The following is a 22,210-nucleotide window of genomic DNA, read 5'->3' on the forward strand; positions in this document are numbered from 1 at the left end:
ACTACTTGCTGTCATGTATGTGTGCTGGTCTTGGCAGCTCAGCGCAGTACTGCAGTGTTGGCTGCCTGCCAAGCTTTCCCAAACGAAGCCACTCGCTAGTCGCGCCTTGGTGTGCTGCCATGGGGGGCTCCATTGTCCAGCGTCTGGAGTCGCCACTCCTGCGTCTCGCGCAGAGCGCGGATGGCCCGACATAACTCATTGTCAAGCGATGTCTGATACTTACAGATCAGTTTCTGCTGGAGCGGCGTCGATTGGACCGACCGCACGAGCGCCGCCACCTCGACGATGATTGCACTGCGGTGGATATTCGTGTCGGCAGGAAGCACAGATTGCTCGCACGTATGGACTTGACCGATGAGCCGCTTGTTCGTCATCATGGGACGCAAGGTGTCCAACCTCTCTATTCGTCGTTGCGCACACCGTCTAGGTGCCGAGACTATGCGGAGCAGGGTCAACTTCAGCCAGGAAGAAGCATGGGAAATCCGCGATCTACTGTCGCGAAAGGTCCGTGCAGAGACTGACGAACAAAAGCGAATTCGCGGACAACTGCGCAATCTTGGGTTCTACATAAACGACTTCGGCCGCCATCGTGATGGGTTCACGGTCGCCGACTTCGATTATCTGGTGGAAAACGGGACAATTTCAATCTCTTACGTCCATGCAGGCCTATCGGAACGAAAAGGCCTGAATTCTTCATTGCCCGCTGACGGAGGAGGCAGAATTCCACCATCGGGAACGCCTAGCACGACCGGTGTGTGTCAATCGTCTGTCCGCCAAGATCGAGACGAAGCGTACATCCTTGATCTGTGTGATGAGGTGATGGGTACGCGTTGTAGGCGGCAACACCGATTTCCATTTCTCACAGGAGATGCGGGCACGATGCTGCCCGTCGATGGGTACTATCCGGAGCAGAACTTAGTTATCGAGTATCGTGAGCGGCAACACACAGAATCTGTGCCATTTTTCGACAAGCGGCTGACAGCCAGCGGTATCCCGCGCTGTGTCCAGCGACAGCATTACGATGAGCGCCGACGCCAAGTTCTCCCGAAGCATGGCATTCATCTTGTTGAATTATCGGTCGAGGAGTTCGAGCACTTTTCCAATAAGCGCCTGAAGCGTCTGCCTGAAAGCGATTTGCAAACGTTGGAATCGAGGCTCAGACCATGGATTCCGGTTCGGTAAGCTGGCTGTCAGTGACAACGTAACTCGCACACACTTTTCGACGGTACTCGGGCACAGCTTCTCGGCCAGCATCTTGGCTTCATTCTCGGAATTCCCACCGCAATCACTTGCGGTGGTGCGGTGGGCGCCAGCGGCACATCCCGACCCCGGCGCGGTTACCGGAATCAGTTGCGGTGCCAAGTCCCGCCGTCTGTCGACTGGCGGCTGGCGCAATCAATTGCGGTGGAAGTCAGTCGAATGGTAGCTCTTGGCCGGGGCACAGCTTGGCAGCCAATGCTTTGGCTTCATCCTCCGAAATCTCCTCGGAGTCGCCTCGGTACAGGTAGGTGAACAGGTAGTTGTCCTCGACCCATTCCCCGGTGGCCTTGTCCAGGCGGGACAGCGTAACGCCGTCCTCAGCACGCCGCATCAAGCTCCCGCCCTCTTCACCAAATTCATAGTAGTCGTAGGTCATCTTTAGCTCCGTATCATGCCGACGATGCCATCCGGCACTGGAAAAATATCGCCCTTCTGGGGCATAAGGCCGCCCATGAGGTCAAGGAGAGGAGCGCCCGATCACAAGTGGGTATCGATTCAAGAGATTCAAGCGCGGGAAGAAGCGTCGCTGTCATTGAGCGCCAAAGCGAACTTGCCCAGGTGACGAAGCGCTGGTGGCCGCTGCCGCTGCCAAAGCCGTTCGCACTGACCTCGCCGCACGGCACATTTTTTTTCCCTTCAGCTTGCTGTGGGTGTGCGCCGCCCCCTCAGTGGGAATTTACGAACTTGCTCGCATCCAATTCGGATTCGCCGTCGAAGCGATACGCGACCAGGGGCTCGTCCTTCTTGCCCGCGCTATAGTCAACACAAGCCACGCGTGGAGACTGAATCTGAGGTTCACCGTTGAGCCAATAGTGTCCGAAGAACACGGGCTTGTCGTTCGCATACCCCGCGCGCGCCTCGTGGGGGATTTCATCGTCCGTTAGGTGCGTGTCGCTGCGCGGAGGAACCAACGCCGCCTGCTGGTACGTTATCGCAGTGGAATCCCACCAGCGAACGCGTGCGCTGTGGCGCTCAATCCCGTCCTTGTCTCGAAACGAGCTGCCTGGAGGGAGTCGGACCTCAATTCCTTTGAGGAGCGCTTCCACCGCGCGGTATTCGGTCGTGCCTTTTCGACTTGCGGCGGCTACCGAGGCTTCGTCCAGCCGGTTTCCAGGTCCCAAGACAGGTGTGAGATCGGCCATGTAGCGGGGATGCCAACAGGCATGCACAACTCGAAGTTCCGGAAGCTCCAGCCAGAGGGGGAGGGTGAGGAACCAATCAATGGCCTCACGGTGCTCTGGCTTGTCCTCGGCTTCGGCTAAGAATGCAGCATGTTGGCGGCGGTTCTTTTCCCCGACTTCGCCACTGTGCGGGCGTAGGTATTCGCCTTCCTGTACCGGGTCCTTTAGATACCACGCGATTGCATTGAATTCGTGATTGCCCATCACGGCCAGGGCGTGCCCGCCCTCGACCATTCGACGCACAAAGTTGACCGTCTCAAGCTGGTGAGGGCCGCGGTCGATGAAGTCGCCGACAAAGATGGCAGTGCGGTCCGGGTGCTGCCATACTCCGGAGCGTTCCTGATAGCCAAGCCGTCGGAGGAGTGTGCGAAGCTTGTCTGCTTGCCCGTGAACATCGCCGATGATGTCGTAGTTCATCTTGCCCTCGTCAGGCCTTTCTTGGCGCAGGTGCGTGCGGGACTTGGTACCAGCCCCGGGGCGATCCAGATTCAACACCGCAGCCTGCTAGTGTTGGCCCAATAAATTGCCCGTTGATCTTCTTATGCGCTGCACGCCTACAGTATATGCCGACAGCCTGATTCGCGTTCTTCTGGTGTCATAATGTTCCCGCCTGAGCAGGTACACTGCCCTCTGTCGGCGCAATCAATTGCGCTGCTTCATGCAGCATGGCGCCGGGTTCAACGGGCGCGGCCGCATACGGCGCGCCGGCCCACGGCCACGGCTTAGTGCCGTCCCATTGCCGGCCGAGAGGGAATAGAAGCGCGGCCACGGCTTGGACAAGGATGGGTTCCGCTGCCCACGATGTCCCTTCATCGCTCCTATCGATTCGTTGGTCCCATCGCGCCCCGTTGCCGCCCCAGCATCGGGGCGCTTTCATTTCGGCGAGGTGGCGAACCCCTGCTACCATCGCCATCATCTACCCGTCAGGAGAGCCAGATGGTTGATCTGTCCACCGCAGTCGCAAGTGCCAGCGCAGCCTTGGAACTGCTTAAGAATGCAATCAAGGCGCGGGATCAGTCGTTGACCGACAAGGCTATTGCGGACATGGTCGATCAGTTGCGCAACGTCAACATGGCCGCCTTGGAGGCCTCCCAGGAAGCGCTCAAGGGTGTCCGGGAAGCGCGGGCGGCTGACCAGCGCATCGCCGAGCTCGAAAATGAGATCCGCGAGCTGAAAGCGCAGGCCGACGAGCGCGACAACTACCACTTGGTGCCTGTCGGGAACAACTCGTTCGCGTACACGCTCAAGGAGGCGCCAGCCGACCGGCAGCAGTGGTACTACCTCTGTCAGGCGTGCTTCGATAACGGCGGGAAGACGGTCGTACTGCAGATGCGCGACCGAATCAGTTTGGCATGCCCTGCATGCAAGGCCGTGATCCACAGCGGTCAAATGCAAGCAGCGGTAGATGCTGAATATCAGCGCGCGGTAGCGCGGCGACAAACCCAGGCGGATAGCGAGTAGGTATTCCTCCTTGTCGCGAGATTCCGGCTGGGGCTGCTTAAGTCTTCGATCAGAACATCAAGAATAGCTTGCAAGAGGAGCGAGAATTGAGTAAGCCGAGTGCTTATTTCGAAAGTGCCGAGAATGTCAAGAGGGTGCTGGCAACGACCTTGGGGAGGACTCCAAACTCGGAAATTTGTTATTTCAATCTGCTGGTAGGATATCTGGCGCAAAGGCAGCCTACGGAGGGAGAAAAATGACAAGATTGGAGTTAAAGACCTATTATGTCACTCTTGCGAGCCTCGTCGTGGCAATTCTTGCCATTGTGGTTAGCGTTGTTGCTGTTGACGCAACATGGCGTGTCGCTAGGGAATCCGGAAGCTTGGATAAGGCGGACTTCACTGTCGGCATATTTGGACACCCCCTATCCGTGACTGGTACCACCACCATTTTTGTGGGATCCAAACAGGTCGCGACGCCAAGCATGCCTGTATTCGGAGCCATTCCCTTCACTATCCAGACCGGCGACAAAAAGACTCTAGATGAATTAACCCTGACATTTCAATACGACAAACGAGTACGCAGTGACGTACTGGAGTTGCTTCAGGCCGTCCACGCTGGCGCCTTCCCAGCCACTGAAATCAAGAGGTCGTACACCGAGCTCGGGAACTCATCCTTTGTGTCGTATCGATTCCCGAACCTAGCCCCTACCATGTCTGCGGGCATTGAGGAACCGCTGGTACTTCATCAAACAAAAATTGAAGAGGAAGCTCCAGTCACAACGAAGGATGGTATTAACCTGAAGATTCCATTCGTTGCATGGTATTCATACAACTTCAGCATCGCCGCTAGCGCGCGCGACGTAGCTCAGCGGGTGTACCTGGTATCAGTTTCAGTGGAACAAGCAGACTCTCTTGACGATATGACGCGGGGGCGGCTCCTGGCTCGTGCCATCGAAGAGCGAAACAAAATACGCCAATCCCTTGGCCTCATTAGGTACTTCGCAGCGCTGTGCTTCCAGTCGCCTAAAGGCTCGGCAATTCTGGTGTACGTGCCACTAAAGTCAGTCACAGACGGAACACACTCGATGCTTGGTCCAACTGAGCGACAGGAGGTTAGGCAAGTTGAGTACGACCTGCTCAGCTGGCGTCTATTGTTCGCGCGGCAGGGCACCCAGCACAACTAAGGCCAGAGAGGGCGAACATCCGGTTCGGAATTTCGCTGGCTTACGCGCACGGCTGGCACGTTGCCGAGTGCGGCGGGACTTGCCAAAGTGCCTGCGCTGCCCACTATCGGCGCAATCAATTGCGGGACCACTTGGCCGGGTCGCCATCGGGGGGCTACTTCAACCTGACAGACTCGAGCGCCCTTCACATCCAGACATCCTTCGGCATGACGGCAAGCCCCAGATGCACATTTAGGTCGGCGTAGAAGGCGTCCCAGTGGCCGGAATTGACGCGCCTGGAGCAGAATCCCCCTGCCATCGTCAAAAAGGCTCTGAGCACCGTCTCCATGTCGCCGATGAAGCCATCGATGACCGTACCCACTTGCGCCTCGTAGGTGAGGAACAGCGCATCACGGTAGTTGGCCTTGCCTCGATAGCGAAAGGCCTGGTGCAGAAAACCGAGTGATTTGCCCCGGAGACGATCGTCACGCAGTTGCTGGGCCTTCCTGGTCCGAAAGTCTTTCAACCCGAGCTTGGCTAGTTCCCTGAGCTTCAATTCTTCGCAAATCTGCCACTCACGGTAGTCTCTCGTGCCACTGAGATAGGACAAGCAGGCACCCCGAGCGTCCGCCGCATTGGTGGCTCGGGAAGCCAATGTGAAGTGGTTGCCTTTACGCTGGGCAGCGATCTCGGCCGCAGCATCCTTCTTGACCAAAGTGGTCAGTCGGAAAGCAAAAGGGGGGGCTGCCAAACCAACTGATGCGATCTGCCTGTCCCACTGAGTCGCGGTACTGGTGTGATCCTGTTGCTGGGAACCGTCCTTGGCCGCGATCATCGCGCTGGCGGCGCAATAAATGCCGTAGTACCAAGCCATCACCCCGACTCGCGCAAGATCCCGATCGCTGTTGGTCGCGGCCATCGCATGCAGCGCCGAAAGGTGATGAAGGCTCATCAGCAACTGCTCGAACACGGTGTTTGTCGCTGCGTCCGTCAGGCTCGAGAATCGCCGTACTTGACTATAAAAAGCCTGTATTTGAGGCCAATCGATAGCTTCGTCCTGCACAACCAGGGCGAGAGCATGCATCCAATTGACGGTGCCTTGCAGGGCGAAGCGCGGTTCGGGGGCACCTTCGGGCTCGGCTAGCGTACCCGTTGCCGAGGGCCGCCCATGTGTGATTCGGTCGTACAGAAAGCTGGTCGCCATCACCTCAATCCCTTCTTATGCTGTGAGGTATACCATTGCCGCAATCAATTGCGGCGCCACTGATCCATTTCTTCGAGGCGGTTCAAGAACTCAGCAGCTTTCGCTTTTGCTCAGAAAACTCAATCTCCGTTAGTGCCCCGGAGTCGCGAAGCTGTACTAGCTTTGCCAGTTCATCCGCAATGCTTGGGTGGCTGGGCGTGGTGTTCCGTGATTCAGCGGCAGCTGCACTCATGTTCATGGAAGTCCCTTGCCTTTGTTCATACTGGGCTTGGGTTAGGTAACCCTTGCTCAGAAGGGCTTTCTTATGAAAGGAGTTGCCCATCCCCCCATAGAAAATCCAAATCGGAATTGCAGCGAACCCTGCCGTAACGAAAAGAAGAACTAGGCACGCAATGAAGTGAACCCAGAGCTGCTTTATGGCCAGCCAGATAATTCCGAAGAGGAATGCAGGCCATGAAAAGCCATCCCAGGTCTCCTCGGTGGTGCCGTTAATCGGGTGGTAGAGCAATTCTCCTTTCGTGGACATGTTTTCTCCCTATGTGGTCATTGATCATGGAGGACGGGCGGTCATAGTGTACCGATCCGCATGGCTGAAATGATTCTCACCGAGGTGCTCAATGGCGGATTCCCCCACTTTGGTAGGGATGGCTGTTTCGTTTGCGCGGCTTCGCGGCGCCTTTTCCATGCCGACAAGCCTGGTTCGACCGGTTGCTGCGGGTGCCCGATATCGTATAAGTTGCGCGAAGGGTTTACTTTTGGTTGTCGCTTCGACGTTGCTGATTTGTGTACCGACTCGTGCCTGCAAAGTCGTTCGCCGCGCGAACAGCTCCGCGCGCTCGACAAGTGACATAGTCCGCAGTTGTATCCTACGTAGCGTTTACCTTGGCATCCCGAATGCGAAGATTAAATGAACGGCCGTTCTTGAGGCGGACGGATGCTGGGGCGATTTCGTCAAGGGTTCAACACTTTTGTTAACGGCTAGGGCCATCTCCGTATCCCGCCTAGCGCCCAGTTCCCTCAGCATTTACCGCTGCCCTTACCGCGCCCGTTGTACTCAACTCAAATCTGATCGTCATGATGTCCTCCCAGAGTCGGTGCACCGCGCTCGGGCAGAGAGCAATTAATTGCGGAGCCACTTGTCCGGGTCTTCACCCGGGTGGTTCATCTTGAGCCAGACAACGAACTCGTCGTAGTCATCGCCAGCCGGCAGCGTGTTGCCCATGCGGTAGACCAACTCGTTCATCTCGTCTTCCGAGGGTTGGATATGGTCGTCCAGCGAGTCGTTAAAGAACTTGCGCGGATCGAGGTTGGGGTACTTCTCGTCCTTGGTAATCATAGCTTGCTCCGAGTAGCGATCCCCGCCGGTAGCCGAGCAGGACCAAGGAAGTTGGATCATGGGTAGCGCTGCCCGCGATCTCGTTGAAGACGGGTTAGCCGCCATTGGGCATGTTGGCGCGTGCGATGGATGGCGGATGCGCCCGTCATCCAGGGCCAAGACACGGTCGGATGGCGGCGCAATTGATTGCGGTGGCTTTCGTGTGAAACTTGGGCACGATGAAAGCAGCTACTTCGCGGCGCCGAGCATGTAATCGCTTGCCGCTATCACATCTGCGTCAGGGCCTGCGTAGCCGCCTTTCGGGGGCATCACGCCTTTTCCACGAAGTGCCGCCGCGTGGAGTGCATCAGAGCCTGCGCTGAGCCGGTGCGCCCAGTCTGGTTTGTCACCGAACTTTGGCGCACCTGCCACTCCCGAAGCATGGCAGGCGGCGCAAACTTGCTCATATACGTGCCGCCCGGTGTTAGGGTCTTTGGGCGTGACTTGCGAAAGTCGTGCTTCTCGTTCGGCCTCTTTGGCTTTCCTTTTTTGGACGAGCTCACGATATTCATCTTCGGTCCACGACTCGTCACGGCAATCTTTGGAAAACCCTGGTTCCGGAAAATCCAGATTATCAACGACCGAAATCGGTCGATCAGCTGTGTCCGGTGACAGAACGCCACTTGCCGAAGTGTAAGCCCAGAATCTTCGATAGCCGACATAGCCGCCCATGGCATTCTTGGCGTTCACTTCGCCGCACAGCGTATAGCCTATCGTTGATTGTTCCCCGTTCTTCAATATGATGTAGCGGCGATAGGTTGCCAATTGACGAAACTTTGCGCTATCGGGATCCTTGAAGTCCTTGAGCAGCGCATCGGTTAAGTATTTTTCAATCGCGTGAATCCGCTGTTGTTCAACACTGACTTTATTGATTTCTGGTGCTGCTACACTTTTACTATATGCTCCCGCATCAGCCTGCGGTGACGCGGGCTGGGAGCGGTCGCCACATGCCGATAGCAGGAACAGTGCGGCTGAGACGATAAATGCGACCCTGATCATTGCGACCCCTCTCGGCAAGTCATACGCATGCTTCAATCAACTCATTGAATTTGCACCGGCCCTTAGCCGTGCTCTACACGTCATTGTGGGAAACGGGGCATATGACCCGCAATCATCCTTATGGACGATGAGCCACCCGCGCCCCTACTGGCTACGCGATTGATTGCGCTAGTAGCTTGACAAAGTGAGGGCAGGCCGAGAGCCGCTCTGGCATCGCAATCGATGGCGCTACCGCCACTCCTTCTGAGCTCCATCAGGATGGCTTTCTCGGGTTCCCAAAACGAACCCAATGAGCACTAGGCTCTTGCGGACTACTCGACCGCTGTAGCGGCGTTGTCGAGCGTCTTGAGCCGCCACTCCTGCATCTCGCGCAGAGCGCGGATGGCCCGATATAGCTCATTGTCGAGCGCGGTTTGGTACTTGCAGATTAGTTCTTGCTGGATGGGTGCGGAATGGCTGGATTGCACGAGTCCTGCCACCTCAGCAATAACGGCGCTCCGACGAATGGCAGCGACTTCCGCTCGGCAACCGTTCACCACGTCATCGGTCCACCCGCGCAATCCACCCTTATAGGCCTGAACGAACTTCGGGGGAGGGGTGCCCGCTTCCTCGGCCTCGCAAAGCAGTGCCTGATGCAGAGTCGGGGCGATTTGCTCAAGATGGCCGAGGTCGTTGGCTGCGAGGGCGTGCCGATCGAGGTGCAGAGATTCCTTGACCATGTTCGAGCAGGACGCCAAATAGTCGCCGCTGACCTCTTTTGACAGCGTCAGGTCTTCGTCGCTGACCTGGTTCGGGTATGTCATGCCAAGCGCGAACTCAATTTGCTGGCGGTTGGCCTTTGCATCGAGGCGACGGCCAAGCTCTATGGCAGCCGTTTCAGCGCGAACAAGCCGGCGCTGCCGCCACAGTGAAACTGCAATTCTCTCTGTCAGGGCTAGCTCAAGGCCGCCCACGGGATGCAAGGACACTTGCAAGTCGTCCAACAGGAGGTGGAATTCGTGTGGGTTCTCATCATCGAGGAACAGCCGAGTGCTCAGGATGCCGTGCTTGGTGGCATTAGCGCTGGCCTTGGCCTTACCCTGCGGCGATTTCGGCCCTGTACTCTTTTGGCTGTTCTGCAGGTTGGCCGTCGTCTGTTGTGCGGTCGTCATTTGGCAACTCCGTTTCCTGCTGGCGCAATTGATTGCGGAGATGTGTCGCTGAGTTCATAGTTTCGTGCTGAGACTGTTATGTGGCGGAGTTCCCGGAGAAGGCGGCGGTCGTTACTGCAAGTGATCTTGCACTTGCCCGAGAACTCCACGATAAAAGCTGGCCGTGCGCGCAACCACCGGTGCATCAGTCACGGGGGATGTCAGTCCGGTCGGCACCAATCGCGCAGAGCGCCTCGTAGCAGTTCTCCCATCAAATTGCCATTGCGCCAAAAAGAGACGATTTATTTGTCGGGCGAGTCAGGCGATTGACTCCCGTCGATAATTTTTGGGGGGGTCATTCGTGCAATTATCTGCTCAATTTCGGCATTACTCTGCGAATATTCATCCGTCAATATTTTATCCAAATCTTGCTGCGCTTGTTCTAGTAAGTTGAATATGAAGTCAATTTTATCTTCCTGAAACGGAAATTCTGTCATTTTCTTTTCCAAATATGCAATAAACCAACGGAGACGTGGTTGAGCGTACGCTGTGCGTCGCTGATACATCGGCTCGAGCAGATCGGCTAGCTCGATCGGAAATTTCCAGCCGCTCAAGCCAGTTGCTTTTCTTTCGTGTTCCAGCAGACGATCGACCGTCCAACCGCGTTTCAGTCGTTTATAGAGTGTGTCATAGCGAATACCCAGATGACGTGCCATTTCCTTGGTGGTCATTCTTTTCCCCTCCACCATGTGCCACTTGGTTACCTTCCGATTTTGGGTTTGCTGGATCTTTGTCGCCCAACGCACGTTGTTGCATTCGTATCCCTTGGAAGGGCTGATGCGGTCCACCGTCCATCCGGCTGCAGGGCGAGGTCCGAGGTGGATGAGCCAGTCTCGAATGTCTTTCAGCTTGGGATCGAATTTGATGTGTGTACGTTTTGCTCTCTCCCTGCAACCTCGCAGCGAATTGTATTCGTGAGGGTATCTTGCTTGGAGTTGGGTCTTCGACAGAGCATGGGCGTCCTGCCAGCACGTTTGATAGCGTGCAGCATATTCCGGGTTACTAAGCCTCGCCTTAGCGAACTTGGATTTCTGGATTGCGGGCGTGAAACCTGCATTCAATGCATGCGAGCTACCGCTCGCGGGGCCAGGCTTGCTTGTTTGAGCACAGCCCTCCGGGGCGGAGTACACCACTGACAAGTGCGGAGTGAATGCATCAGATGCATTAGAGATGGTATGTCCACTGGCTTCCGACTCGGCTGGATTCGAACACGTCGAATTCATCTTGTTTCCTTAAACTATGAGTTCAGCAGTTTGGCTTCGTGACCGTCCCAACTGAAATTTAATTCTCAAAAATTGCATTTGGACACGGCATGCAAGATTCCGCCACTGTCCATTGATGCAAAGCCGTGCGAATGTCTCAGGCGAGACGACCAATGCCGATTCCGCAGCTTCTGCGGCAAGCCGTCCCGTCGACTGGATTTCCTGAGTTGTCGTTGGGGCGGAGCCTGTTTCGTGCCGAGGATGTTATCGAAAGGGCTCTATCTTTCTCGTCGGCATCTTTCCAGAAAGCTCATGACGTCGGAGAGCTTGTAGTAAATGCGCCTTCCTATACGGTAGTAGGGCAACGAGTAGCGATCCGTGCAACGCCAGACATCAAGAGCGTGTGGCTTGATACCCAATATTTCCGCTGCTTCCTGCGTTGTTAGCCTGCGATCTCCCCCGGGGAGAGGTGTGCCGATGGGTGCGACGGCGCTGTCAGACTGTCGGGTGAGAGTGATTGACATAAGGATGCTCCAGAACCAAATGATATTTCGCAAGTAGTTGGTCCGGACAGTCTGGAAAAATGGGGGTACAAATTCAGACTTGCTCCGGAGTGCTCGTTGGCTATATTGCGTAGCCGAGAGGTCTGAATTCACAGACCCGAAAAATACGTCGGCATATAATTGTGCTTTTTCACAAACCTATGCCTTGTATTCCCAAAGCACTCCATTGCATTGCCTCCTAGACAAGGAGGCGGCGGGAAGACAATATTAATTTTAGAGCATGGAAATGTAGGATGCAACAGCGAATAACATCCTGGCTTGCATCCGGTCAGGAAGGTGAAGAAGCGCAATCGATTGCGGTCTGTTTTTCCACCAATATGCTCGGTGGCATGTCATCCTTGCGCAATTTCACGCACGCCATACCTTAATCTCCTGAGGCCTCGCTCCTTTTGGCATATGCAAGTATGTTATCCACCGCACGCTGCACGCTGTCTCGAACCGGATCCATGTCCAGGCGCGCATAGATTTGTGTTGCTTGAATGGATTTGTGGTTGAGCGATTTTCCGATCACGGCCAAACTCGCCCCGGCAATCGCCTGATAGCTTCCCAGTGTCCGGCGCAAATCGTGAATCCGGACGTCCGTCAGTTGTGCATTCTTCAATACCTGTGCCCAGGCCTTCTTCGGTTCCTCGAAATGCCCGGATTGACTTGTCGTAGACGGAAACACCCAGGGACTGTGGGGCATGGCCTGGCGTTGTCTGAGCAACTCGACCGCGACTGAATGCAGCACGACGATTTGCGGCGTCCCATTTTTCGTCTCAGGGATCCGCCACGCGGCCTCATCAAGTTCGATGTCTTCCCATCGCATCGCCAGCACATTGTTGCGACGCGCGCCGGTGAACAGGCACATCAAAAAGAAGTCTCGCGCGGTAGCATTGGGAAGCGCGGCCAATGCTTCGAAAAAGCGCGGCAATTCACCTCTTTGGAGAAAGCGATCTCGCTTCTTTTCTTGGTATCGTTTCAGCCCGTGTACCGGATTGACTTCCGCGTAGCCCCATTCAATGGCTCGCCCGAACACGGTCGATAGTAGGGCCAAAATCTTGTTGGCGGTGCGCGGCTGCTCCTTGCCGATCTCGCTGTGCAATCTTGAGATCTCCGACCGCCGGATCTCGCCCAGCCGCTTTCTGCCAAAGCAAGGGGCGAGGTGATTCGCGTAGTCTCGCTCGTCCTCTCGCGCGGTTTTCTTCCGCTGCCGCGCCCACTGCTCCAGATAAATCTCGAACAACTGGTCCAGTGTCAACTCGCGGCGCTTCCGGCGTTGCTCTTCCGTCGGGTCGGTCCCGGCGGCGATCATTTCATTGACTTCACGGGCGCGCTTTCTGGCTTTTTCGATGGAGACATCCGGATAGGGGCCCAGCGTGAGGCGGATGGTTTTCTGAGTCGCCTTGCTCCAGCGCACAGCCGAGAAGGTCTTCTCCCCCGCCTCAGTTACGCGGAGCACGAGTCCCTTGATTTCGTCGTCCTGATACTCGGCGCGGCCCCTGCCAGGTGCCGGTGTGGGGAGTGCTTCGAGCGCTTTCTTGGTGAAATGCAGCTTCATTTTGCCTCTCCTGGGTAAGGTCCGGGTAAGGAATTTGAGAAACTTCGGTCCAAGTTGGGGAATGTTTGGCAAGTACATTTACAGTATAAGTCATTGATTTGTATGTACTTATGAAAATTCATGAAAGGTGAGAAATCTCGGTGGGGGCAAGGACTGAAGGACTTTTAATCCGTTGGTCGCGTGTTCGAGTCACGCACGACCCACCAGCATTCGATGACCACAAAGGCCTGCGCATTGCGTAGGCCTTTGTCGTTTTCGGGGCGCAAAACGCATCCTCCAGCTCGCCATGCCGCCGCAGCCGTCGGTGCGCAGAGCCCAGCGCAAAAACCCGGCGACACCATTGGTTTAACCAGATCGAGTTAGAGACTTGTTGTCTTATCCACACGACAATGAGCGGCGGGGACACAGGATGAACCAAGCCGGGCCAGCACCCGGCAGGATTCGATATGCGGCAAGCGGGTGAGTCGTTACCGGCCAGCGCACACGTGCTGCGCATCATCTGGCCGTTCGCATCTGCTGCGCTATGGCGAGGACCGCAACCCCGAAGATTTCGCTTTCTATCTCGCTGCCATTGCCATCCCGCTGGGGGACCAGCGCGCCCGGCTGGAACTCGACCGCGGCAAGCCGGATCTCGAGCGCGTGCGCGAAGGACTGCTCGCCGGCGGCAACCACCCGGACGATATCCCGCGGAGGGTCCGGCTGTACCGCAATTTCCGCCATATCCACGAGGTTGATGCCGCGATTCGCGTGTGGGCCGCCGGCGACGAGGAGATCGCCGCGTTGCACGAGCAGGCGCTGGCACTGCGCCGGCTGGTCGAACGGCCGGGCTGCGACGACGATTGCGTGGCGCCCGTGCTGCGCCGGATCGCCCAGATCGATTCGCGGCTGACCCCGCTGGAACGGGCCTTTTCGGAACACCTTGGGCAGGCGTCGCGCCGGGTGACGCGGCTGCTGACCACCGGCAGCGCGGTGGTGGCGACCTTGCTGCTGATGTCGGCGATCCTGCGGTCGCACGGGCCGCTGCGGCGCGAGCGGCGGCTGCGCGAGGCGCTGTCCCAGCGCGAGGAGCAGCTGCAACTGGCGGTGGAGGGCAGCAACGACGGCCTGTGGGACTGGCATCTCGGCAGCGGCGAGCTGTATTTTTCCGCGCGATGCGCGCAGATGCTGGGCTACGGCGCCAGCGAGCTGCCGCATGCGCGCGAGACCGTGCTCGGCCTGCTGCATCCGTCGGACCTGGAAGCCTTCGAAGCCAAGCTTGCGCGGCACCTGCGCAGCGGCGAGCCGTATGACGCCGAGTTCCGGCTGCGCAAGCGCGACGGCGACTACCTGTGGGTGCTCGCACGCGGCCGGCTGGTGCGCCCCGCCGCGCGGCGGCGCGCGCGCATGGCAGGCTCGCTGACGGATATCTCGGACAACAAGCGCTACGAGGCGCAGTTGTTTGCGGAAAAGGAGCGGGCCCAGGTCACGCTGCAGGCAATCGGCGACGCGGTGGTGACCACCGACGTATGGGGCCGCGTGCAGTCGCGCATGCGCAAGGCGTCTCCCATACGCTGATGTACCTGGACCTCGACCAGTTCAAGGTGGTCAACGACACCTGCGGCCACGCGGCCGGCGACGAGCTGATCCGCCAGATGGCCGAGGTCATGGGCAGCCAGCTGCGCCGCAGCGATACGCTGGCCATCTGCTTCGAGATCACGGAAACGGCGGCGATCGCCAACCTCGCGCAGGCGGGATCATTCATCCAGCAGTTGCAGCAGCTCGGCTGCAGTTTCGCATTGGACGATTTCGGCGCAGGCATGTCGTCGTTCGCGTACCTCAAACACTTGCCGGCGGCGTACCTGAAGATCGACGGCAGCTTCGTGCGCGAGATGCTGGCCGACCCGGTCAACCTGGTGATGGTGGAGGTGATCCAGCGCATCGGCCATGCCATGGGCAAGAAGACCATCGCCGAATTCGTCGAGAGCGAGGCCATGCTGGGGCGGTTGCGCGAGCTCGGCGTTGACCTGGTGCAGGGATTCCATATCGGCCCGCCGCAGCCGTTCGCCCCATCCGGCCTGGCCGCGATGGAGCCGTCCGCGGCGGCGCGGACGGCCTGAGCGCAAACGCGAGGTTCAGGGAACGAGCGGGTCGCGGAAGCCGGTGTCGGTGGGAGGCGCGCCCGGCGTGGCGGCCGCGCCGGTGTCCGGCACGGAGGCAGGTGCGGGGGTAGGTGCGGTGGCAGGAGGGATGGCCTGCTGCTTGGCCTCACGCCAGGTGTTGTAGGCCCAGTACGCCGCGCCGGCCGCCAGGCCGACCTTGGACAGCTTCCAGGTCCAGCGCAGCACCGGCGTGCGCCGCAGCAGCGGCAGCGCCAGCGTGACGGCGGTGCTCAGCAGCGGATATTCCTTGGTGATGCCCGCAACCTTCATCCACGAGCCGGGCCGCGCGATACGCGGCAGCCAGCTGGCAATGCTGCCCAGCCGGCGCGCGCCGCCGCGTACCTGGTGCAGTGCCTGCAAGCAGTCGTGGCGTTCCAGCGCCGCGCGCGTGAGCAGCAACTCCTTGCGCACGTCGAGCGGCAAACGGACTTCCTGCGTGAAGCGGACGGGCCGCGCGTGCTCGCGGCGGTTGCGCTCGGTCGCGCCTTCGTCGGGTTCCAGGGTGGTCATCGGCGCAGGATCTCCCGGTCTTTGTCGATTTCGGCGAGCGTGGCCTCGAACATCGGCGGGGCGTTGCGCACCAGGTTGCGCGCGTACGCCAGGCAGCCGGCGCACAGCAGCAGGTAGACGACCACCAGCACGCCCAGCGCCTGCCAGCCGTAGCTGTTCCAGAACAGGATGGCGACGAGCGCGGTAAAGGTGACCAGCGCGATGCCGAAGAACACCAGCCCGAAGCAGGCCAGCAGTGCGACCTTCATCAGGCGCGTGCGTTCCTCGGCGAATTCGACGCTGGCAAGCTCCAGGCGGGTCTGGACCATCGCAACCACCGAGTTGAGGAGATTGCGCACGGATTCCAGCAGTTTGGGAGAGGGGGTGGGTTCGCTCATGGATTCGCTCGGCGGCTCCGGCGTGAAAGCGGCACGCCGGCCTGGCCGGGCGTGCCTTTCTGCGGACGGGGCCGGGCGCCGCTGTGCGGGCCCCCGGGCCACTGGCAACCCGTGCCTCGCGCGGGTTGCCGCTCTGGTGCGGCGCCTGGGGCCGCACCGGGACTTCAGCCGCTTACTTGCGGTTCAGCAGCAGACCGATCAGCAGGCCCACGCCGGCCGCCACGCCCACGGCGCGCCACGGGTGGTCGTGCACGTAGTCGTCGGTGGCGCGAGCGGCTGCCTTGCTCTTGGTCACGACGGCATCCTGCAGGTCCTGGGCCTTTTCTTTGGCTTGCTTGAGCAGACCCATGCCGCGCTCGCGCAGTTCGGCGGCTTTTTCGCCGGTGGTCGAAGCGGCTTGCTTCAGCAGCTCCTCGGCGTCGGACAGTACGGTCTTGACATCGCTCATCAGTTTCTCCTGTTTGCGGGCGGTTGGTTCGGTTTGTGCGGATTCTGACATTTTCTACGCTCCGAGGCTAACGGCATTGTCTGTCTGATACTTAGCATATGTGGCGGGCGGCGGTGGTTTCAAGGCCACGTGCCTCGACGCCGGTATCGGCGGGGCCATTGCCAGCATGCCCGAAAGCGCGCGAAAAGACTGTCAGAAAATGTCTATATGACTACGAGTGATTTTGTAGTGACTTTATATTCGTTTGGGTTGGATATCAATCGGGATACTCTGGTTCCACTTCGAAATCAGGAGATCTGAACATGGCATTGCGTCTCGGCGATATCGCCCCGGACTTCGAGCAGGATTCGAGCGAAGGCCGCATCCGCTTCCATGAGTGGCTCGGCGACGGCTGGGGCGTGCTGTTCTCGCACCCGGCCGACTACACGCCGGTGTGCACCACCGAACTGGGCCTGACGGCAAAGCTGAAGGACGAATTTGCGCGCCGCGGCGTCAAGGCGATCGCGCTGTCGGTCGATGGCGTGGAATCGCACCACGGCTGGATCCGCGACATCAACGAGACCCAGTCGACCACGGTCAATTTCCCGATCCTGGCCGACGGCGACCGCAAGGTTTCGCAGCTGTACGACATGATCCATCCGAACGCCAATGAGACCCTGACGGTGCGTTCGCTGTTCATCATCGATCCGAAGAAGAAGGTGCGCCTGATCATCACCTACCCGGCCAGCACGGGGCGCAACTTCAACGAGATCCTGCGCGTCATCGATTCGCTGCAGCTGACCGACAACCATAGCGTGGCCACGCCCGGCAACTGGCAGGACGGCGACGATGTGGTGATCGTGCCCTCGCTGAAGGACGAGGCCGTGATCCGCGAGAAATTCCCGAAGGGCTATACGGCCGTGCGGCCATACCTGCGGCTGACGCCGCAACCCGGCAAGGCATGACGATCCAATGAACGCGGCCCCGCATGTTGCGGGGCCGGCGTCCAGGACAGGTGTTTTATCGACGGGGGCAGCCTCGTCGTCTCCTTGGTAGTGTGCTTGGCCCGGCTTTGCAGCCGGGCCTTTTTCATTCCGGGAGATCCTGTCCGTAAGGGCCTGGTTCCGGCTTCAGAAGAACGCCTGGAGGCCGGTCTGGGCGCGGCCCAGGATCAGCGCGTGGATGTCGTGCGTGCCTTCATAGGTGTTGACCACTTCCAGGTTCACCACGTGGCGGATCACGCCGAACTCGTCCGAGATGCCGTTGCCGCCCAGCATGTCGCGCGCCACGCGGGCGATGTCCAGCGACTTGCCGCACGAGTTGCGCTTCATGATCGAGGTGATTTCCACCGCGGCGGTGCCTTCGTCCTTCATGCGGCCCAGGCGCAGGCAGCCTTGCAGGCCCAGCGTGATCTCGGTCTGCATGTCGGCCAGCTTCTTCTGGACCAGTTGCGTCTGGGCCAGCGGACGGCCGAACTGCTTGCGGTCCAGCGTGTACTGGCGGGCGGTATGCCAGCAGAATTCGGCGGCGCCCAGCGCGCCCCAGGCGATGCCGTAGCGGGCCGAGTTCAGGCAGGTGAACGGACCCTTCAGGCCCTTTACGCCCGGCATGATGTTCTCTTCCGGCACGAACACCTGGTCCAGCACGATTTCGCCGGTGATCGAGGTGCGCAGGCCGACCTTGCCATGGATGGCCGGTGCCGACAGGCCCTTCCAGCCCTTCTCCAGGATAAAGCCGCGGATGTCTTCCTTGCCGTCTTCGCCTTGCAGCTTGGCCCAGACCACAAATACGTCGGCGATCGGCGAGTTGGTGATCCACATCTTGGCGCCGGTCAGCTCATAGCCGCCGTCGACCTTCTTGGCGCGGGTGACCATCGAGCCCGGGTCGGAGCCGTGGTTCGGCTCGGTCAGGCCAAAGCAGCCGATCCACTCGCCGGTGGCCAGCTTGGGCAGGTACTTCTGCTTCTGCGCTTCGGTGCCGAATTCATAGATCGGCACCATCACCAGCGACGACTGCACGCTCATCATCGAGCGGTAGCCCGAATCGACGCGCTCGACTTCACGGGCGATCAGGCCGTAGCTGACGTAGTTCAGGCCGGGGCCACCGTATTGCTCGGGGATGGTCGGGCCGAGCAGGCCCAGTTCGCCCATCTCGCGGAAGATCTCGACGTCGGTCTTCTCGTTGCGGAACGACTGCAGCACGCGCGGCATCAGCTTGTCCTGGCAGTACGCCGCGGAGGCGTCACGCACGGCGCGTTCGTCGGCGGTCAGTTGCTGGTCGAGCAGCAGGGGATCGGCCCAGTGGAATTCGGCGTTGGCAGCCATGCAGGTCTCCTTCGGTGGCGCGGTGGAAGCGGGGCGACTGGCGCGGTGCTTCCGGAGTATCGGGTTCGGTGGGGTTCGTGCGGAGGATTTTTGGTTCCGCATTGCGGAACTGTGTTCCGTTGAATTAGTATATCGCAATGGGTTTGCCGTGCAACCGGCAAAACCCCAAGCCACCGATCCCTTGTGCGATGAGCGGACAACCGCCGAACAGAGAGGAGCACATCTTGAACAGTCCGTCACTTTCGAACGACGCACCGACGCCGGACACGCCGGTGCGTGAGAGCGATCCCAATTTCGTCACCGCGTTGGCGCGCGGGCTGGAGCTGCTGCGCTGCTTCCGTACTGGCGAAGCGATGCTTGGCAACCAGGATTTCGTACGCCGCACCGGGTTTCCCAAGGCCACGGTCAGCCGCCTGGCCGGCACCCTGGTGCAGTTGGGTTACCTGCGCTATGACGACAGCCTGGGCAAGTACGCGCTCGATGCCGGGGTGCTGGCGCTGGGGTACGCGTACTTGTCGGCATCAGACGTGGTGGCGCTGGCGCGGCCGCATATGCTGGCGTTCGCGCAGTCGTACGGCGTGTCGGTGTCGCTCGGAAAGCGTGAGCGGATGGAGGTGATCTACCTCGAGTCGATCCGTAACGACGCCGGCGTGATGCTGGGGCTTGGGGTGGGGTCGCGGCTGTCGCTGGTGTCCAGTTCGATGGGACGGGCATATCTGGCGGCGCTGCCTGCGGCGCGGCGGGATCGGGTGCTGGCTGAGTTCAGCCAGGCGTTTCCAGAGCAGTGGAAGCAGCAGGAGGCGGCGACGCGGGTGGCGTTGGCTGATGCGCAGCAGCGCGGGTATGCGTCGTCATTCCGGGATTGGCATCCGGCGATTCATGCCTGCGCGGTGGCGTTTCGGCCCGTTGGGGAGAAGGATCTGCACATGCTGAGTTGCAGCGCTTCTTATGGGGCCGTGGAGGAAGAGGTTTTCCACCGGACGCTGGCGCCGGCGCTGGTGGCGCTGGCTGGGAGGTTGTCAGATGGGGTTTGAGGGCGGTCGAACGACTGGCTCTACTTCATGGTGGCGCCGGCCCTCACCCTCGGCCCCCCTCCCGAAAGCGGGAGAGGGGAGCAAACGGGCGAGCAGGGAGGGGCTTCAAAGATCCGTCCTCAACCTCCACAGTTCCGGAAACAACACCACATCCAGCATCTTCCGCAAATAGCTGACGCCCTCGGTGCCGCCCGTGCCACGCTTGAACCCGATTACGCGTTCAACCGTCGTCACATGCCGGAACCGCCATTGCCGGAACGAATCCTCCAGGTCGACGAACTTTTCGCCAAGTTCATACAGCTCCCAGTGCGCGGAAGGATTGCGATAAACCTCAAGCCAGGCCGCCTCGACCGAAGCGTTGTAGCCAGCGGGCTGCGTCCAGTCGCGCTCGACGCATTCCGCATCGATCGCAAACCCGCGCCGCGCCATCAGGCGGATGGCTTCGTCATAAAGAGAGGGCGTCTTCAACGCGGTCTCAACCAGCGCCAGATGCTCGGCCCGATGCGCATGCGGCTTCAGCATGGCCGCATTCTTGTTGCCGAGGATGAATTCGATTTCCCGATACTGGTACGACTGGAATCCGGAGGACATCCCCAGGTAAGGCCGCATCGCCGAATACTCCGGCGGCGTCATCGTCGCCAGCACGTTCCAAGCCTGCACCAGCTGGTCCATGATGCGCGACACGCGCGTCAGCATCTTGAATGCCGGCGGCAGGCTGTCGGCCTTGACCGATTCCCGCGCCGCGCGCAGCTCATGCAGCATCAGCTTCATCCACAGCTCGGTGGTCTGGTGCTGCACGATAAACAGCATTTCGTTGTGGTCCGGCGACAGCGGGTGCTGCGCGCTCAGGATCTGGTCCAGGCCCAGATAATCGCCATAGCTCATGTCCTTGGCGAAATCCATCTGCGCGCCATGCCAGCCGTCGCGCTGCGATGCCGTTTGCGATGCGCTCGCCGCGCCCGAGAACGGGCATCCCTTGATTTCACTCATGATGTAACTCCCGATCAGGTCACCTGGCCGCGCACCTGAAAGCGCGCATCGCGATACGTGCCGCTATCCAGCACATCGCGCAGGATTTCCACTGCATCCCAGACTTCGGTGAAGCTGGTGTACAGCGGCGTAAAGCCGAAGCGGGCGATGCGCGGCTCTCGGTAGTCGCCGATGACGCCGCGCTCGATGAGCGCCTGGACCACGGCATAGCCTTCCGGATGTTCCCAGCTCACCTGGCTGCCGCGGCGCGCATGCTCGCGCGGCGTGACCAGCGTCAGCGGATGCTGGCCGCAGCGTGCTTCCACGAGCTCGATAAAGAGATCGGTCAGGAGCAGCGACTTGGCGCGCAGCACTTGCATGCTGGTCTGGGCATAGATGTCCAGCCCGCACTCGACCATCGCCAGGGACGTGACCGGCTGCGTGCCGCACAGGAAACGGCGCACGCCGTCCACCGGGCGATATTGCGGTTCCATCGCGAACGGCGCGGCATGGCCCCACCAGCCCGACAGCGGTTGCCAGAACGCATCGCGCAGCGCCGGCGCGACCCACACGAACGCGGGCGAGCCCGGGCCGCCGTTCAGGTACTTGTAGGTGCAGCCGATGGCGTAGTCGGCGCCGGACGCCTTCAGGTTGACCGGCACGGCGCCGGCGGAGTGGCACAGGTCCCAGACGGTCAGCGCGCCGCGGGCATGGGCCAGTTCGGTCAGCGCGGCCATGTCGAGCATCTCGCCGCTCTTGTAGTTGACGTGCGTCAGCATCAGTACCGCGGTGTCGGCGCCGACGGCGGCGTCGATCTCGGCCGGCGAGTCGACCAGGCGCAGCGAGTAACCCTGCTGGAGCAGGTCGGCCAGGCCCTGGGCGATATAGAGGTCGGTCGGGAAGTTGCTGGATTCCGAGACGATCACCTTGCGCGCCGGATCGCGCGTCTGCTGCACGCGCAGCGCGGCGGCCAGCACCTTGAACAGGTTGATCGAGGTAGTGTCGGTCACCACCACTTCGTCCTCGCCGGCGCCGACCAGCGGGGCGAGCTTGTTGCCCAGCCGCTGCGGCAGTTCGAACCAGCCGGCGGTGTTCCAGCTGCGGATCAGGCCATCGCCCCATTCCTCGGCCACCACCTGGGCGGCGCGCGCGGCGGCGGCGCGCGGGCGGGCACCGAGCGAGTTGCCGTCGAGGTAGATCACGCCCTCGGGCAGGGCGAACTGGTCGCGCAAGGGGCGCAGCGGGTCTTGCTGGTCGAGCCGTAGACAGTGCTCGCGGTCAATGGTCGTCATGTCTTGATGGTGGGTATGCG

Annotated in this window: 24 protein-coding genes; 7 read left to right on the plus strand and 17 right to left on the minus strand. The window is 59.9% G+C overall.

Features of this window, described 5'->3' with window-relative positions:
* Window positions 1-95: 95 nt before the first annotated feature.
* Entirely contained in the window at window positions 96-377 is a 282-nt protein-coding gene (locus IPF36_RS03185) for a hypothetical protein (protein WP_195427308.1), read from the minus strand.
* On the opposite strand from IPF36_RS03185, the gene IPF36_RS34350 reads away from it, so the two are divergent.
* Window positions 355-1,182, plus strand: coding sequence for a hypothetical protein (locus tag IPF36_RS34350; RefSeq protein WP_218959475.1), 828 nt, complete (start codon window positions 355-357; stop codon window positions 1,180-1,182). The two genes, IPF36_RS03185 and IPF36_RS34350, sit on opposite strands and share 23 nt — an antisense overlap.
* Before the next feature lie 229 nt (window positions 1,183-1,411).
* Here IPF36_RS34350 and IPF36_RS03195 read toward each other — a convergent pair whose 3' ends face one another.
* Together IPF36_RS03195 and IPF36_RS03200 are read right to left on the minus strand one after the other, a co-directional pair.
* The gene (locus IPF36_RS03195) at window positions 1,412-1,636 is read right to left on the minus strand and encodes a hypothetical protein (RefSeq protein ID WP_195427309.1); all 225 of its coding nucleotides are present in this window, start codon (window positions 1,634-1,636) and stop codon (window positions 1,412-1,414) included.
* Window positions 1,637-1,925: 289 nt separating this feature from the next.
* Window positions 1,926-2,858, minus strand: a complete 933-nt coding sequence (locus tag IPF36_RS03200) for a metallophosphoesterase (protein WP_195427310.1) — start codon at window positions 2,856-2,858, stop codon at window positions 1,926-1,928.
* Between the two features lie 519 nt (window positions 2,859-3,377).
* Between IPF36_RS03200 and IPF36_RS03205 the strand changes: the two genes are divergently transcribed.
* The gene (locus IPF36_RS03205; RefSeq protein ID WP_195427311.1) at window positions 3,378-3,902 is read left to right on the plus strand and encodes a hypothetical protein; all 525 of its coding nucleotides are present in this window, start codon (window positions 3,378-3,380) and stop codon (window positions 3,900-3,902) included.
* Window positions 3,903-4,137: 235 nt separating this feature from the next.
* Window positions 4,138-5,067 carry a hypothetical protein gene (locus tag IPF36_RS03210; protein ID WP_195427312.1) on the plus strand — a complete coding sequence of 310 codons (930 nt, stop codon included), beginning with the start codon at window positions 4,138-4,140 and terminating at the stop codon, window positions 5,065-5,067.
* A 184-nt stretch (window positions 5,068-5,251) separates the two neighbouring features.
* Here the strand turns inward: IPF36_RS03210 and IPF36_RS03215 are convergent, their stop codons facing one another.
* The 8 genes from IPF36_RS03215 to IPF36_RS03250 form a co-directional block, all read right to left on the minus strand.
* Window positions 5,252-6,250, minus strand: a complete 999-nt coding sequence (locus tag IPF36_RS03215) for a hypothetical protein (RefSeq protein WP_195427313.1) — start codon at window positions 6,248-6,250, stop codon at window positions 5,252-5,254.
* Between the two features lie 82 nt (window positions 6,251-6,332).
* A complete protein-coding gene (locus tag IPF36_RS03220; protein ID WP_195427314.1) occupies window positions 6,333-6,776 on the minus strand; it encodes an SHOCT domain-containing protein in 444 nt (147 codons plus the stop codon).
* Window positions 6,777-7,370: 594 nt separating this feature from the next.
* Window positions 7,371-7,586 carry a hypothetical protein gene (locus tag IPF36_RS03225; RefSeq protein WP_195427315.1) on the minus strand — a complete coding sequence of 72 codons (216 nt, stop codon included), beginning with the start codon at window positions 7,584-7,586 and terminating at the stop codon, window positions 7,371-7,373.
* Between the two features lie 228 nt (window positions 7,587-7,814).
* On the minus strand, window positions 7,815-8,624 hold the full coding sequence (locus IPF36_RS34500) for a cytochrome c5 family protein (RefSeq protein ID WP_255519665.1): 810 nt from the start codon (window positions 8,622-8,624) through the stop codon (window positions 7,815-7,817).
* Between the two features lie 311 nt (window positions 8,625-8,935).
* Window positions 8,936-9,775, minus strand: a complete 840-nt coding sequence (locus IPF36_RS03235; RefSeq protein ID WP_195427316.1) for a hypothetical protein — start codon at window positions 9,773-9,775, stop codon at window positions 8,936-8,938.
* Between the two features lie 281 nt (window positions 9,776-10,056).
* Window positions 10,057-11,037, minus strand: coding sequence for a hypothetical protein (locus tag IPF36_RS03240; RefSeq protein ID WP_195427317.1), 981 nt, complete (start codon window positions 11,035-11,037; stop codon window positions 10,057-10,059).
* Window positions 11,038-11,294: 257 nt separating this feature from the next.
* Window positions 11,295-11,540 (minus strand): helix-turn-helix domain-containing protein, encoded by a 246-nt coding sequence (locus IPF36_RS03245; protein ID WP_195427318.1) that lies wholly within the window; start codon window positions 11,538-11,540, stop codon window positions 11,295-11,297.
* Window positions 11,541-11,943: 403 nt separating this feature from the next.
* Window positions 11,944-13,119, minus strand: a complete 1,176-nt coding sequence (locus tag IPF36_RS03250) for a site-specific integrase (RefSeq protein ID WP_195427319.1) — start codon at window positions 13,117-13,119, stop codon at window positions 11,944-11,946.
* Between the two features lie 459 nt (window positions 13,120-13,578).
* Here IPF36_RS03250 and IPF36_RS35055 point away from each other — a divergent pair, with 459 nt between their 5' ends.
* Window positions 13,579-14,673: a PAS domain-containing protein gene (locus IPF36_RS35055; RefSeq protein WP_368671106.1), complete on the plus strand. Its 1,095-nt coding sequence runs from the start codon at window positions 13,579-13,581 to the stop codon at window positions 14,671-14,673.
* Window positions 14,673-15,215, plus strand: coding sequence for a GGDEF domain-containing phosphodiesterase (locus IPF36_RS34510; RefSeq protein WP_255519670.1), 543 nt, complete (start codon window positions 14,673-14,675; stop codon window positions 15,213-15,215). The genes IPF36_RS35055 and IPF36_RS34510 overlap by 1 nt, the downstream gene beginning before the upstream one ends.
* 15 nt (window positions 15,216-15,230) lie before the next feature.
* Here IPF36_RS34510 and IPF36_RS03260 read toward each other — a convergent pair whose 3' ends face one another.
* The 3 genes from IPF36_RS03260 to IPF36_RS03270 all read right to left on the minus strand — a co-directional run bounded on the left by IPF36_RS03260 (window position 15,231) and on the right by IPF36_RS03270 (window position 16,643).
* Window positions 15,231-15,767 carry a DUF3318 domain-containing protein gene (locus tag IPF36_RS03260; protein ID WP_133092415.1) on the minus strand — a complete coding sequence of 179 codons (537 nt, stop codon included), beginning with the start codon at window positions 15,765-15,767 and terminating at the stop codon, window positions 15,231-15,233.
* Entirely contained in the window at window positions 15,764-16,144 is a 381-nt protein-coding gene (locus IPF36_RS03265; RefSeq protein ID WP_133092414.1) for a phage holin family protein, read from the minus strand. Before IPF36_RS03265 ends, IPF36_RS03260 begins: the two co-directional genes overlap by 4 nt.
* Before the next feature lie 172 nt (window positions 16,145-16,316).
* Window positions 16,317-16,643 (minus strand): YqjD family protein, encoded by a 327-nt coding sequence (locus IPF36_RS03270; protein ID WP_010813729.1) that lies wholly within the window; start codon window positions 16,641-16,643, stop codon window positions 16,317-16,319.
* A gap of 251 nt (window positions 16,644-16,894) precedes the next feature.
* Between IPF36_RS03270 and IPF36_RS03275 the strand changes: the two genes are divergently transcribed.
* Window positions 16,895-17,536: a peroxiredoxin gene (locus IPF36_RS03275; RefSeq protein WP_195427320.1), complete on the plus strand. Its 642-nt coding sequence runs from the start codon at window positions 16,895-16,897 to the stop codon at window positions 17,534-17,536.
* A gap of 165 nt (window positions 17,537-17,701) precedes the next feature.
* On the opposite strand, the gene IPF36_RS03280 is transcribed toward IPF36_RS03275, so the two are convergent.
* A complete protein-coding gene (locus IPF36_RS03280; protein WP_063240480.1) occupies window positions 17,702-18,895 on the minus strand; it encodes an acyl-CoA dehydrogenase in 1,194 nt (397 codons plus the stop codon).
* 224 nt (window positions 18,896-19,119) lie between these two features.
* On the opposite strand from IPF36_RS03280, the gene IPF36_RS03285 reads away from it, so the two are divergent.
* A complete protein-coding gene (locus IPF36_RS03285; RefSeq protein WP_195427321.1) occupies window positions 19,120-19,929 on the plus strand; it encodes an IclR family transcriptional regulator in 810 nt (269 codons plus the stop codon).
* Window positions 19,930-20,034: 105 nt separating this feature from the next.
* Here the strand turns inward: IPF36_RS03285 and kynA are convergent, their stop codons facing one another.
* The gene (gene kynA / locus IPF36_RS03290; RefSeq protein ID WP_195427322.1) at window positions 20,035-20,919 is read right to left on the minus strand and encodes a tryptophan 2,3-dioxygenase; all 885 of its coding nucleotides are present in this window, start codon (window positions 20,917-20,919) and stop codon (window positions 20,035-20,037) included.
* Window positions 20,920-20,933: 14 nt separating this feature from the next.
* Window positions 20,934-22,190, minus strand: a complete 1,257-nt coding sequence (gene kynU, locus IPF36_RS03295; protein WP_195427323.1) for a kynureninase — start codon at window positions 22,188-22,190, stop codon at window positions 20,934-20,936.
* Window positions 22,191-22,210: the final 20 nt, after the last annotated feature.

This window comes from Cupriavidus sp. IK-TO18 (assembly GCF_015549295.1).
Lineage (GTDB): Bacteria > Pseudomonadota > Gammaproteobacteria > Burkholderiales > Burkholderiaceae > Cupriavidus > Cupriavidus oxalaticus_A.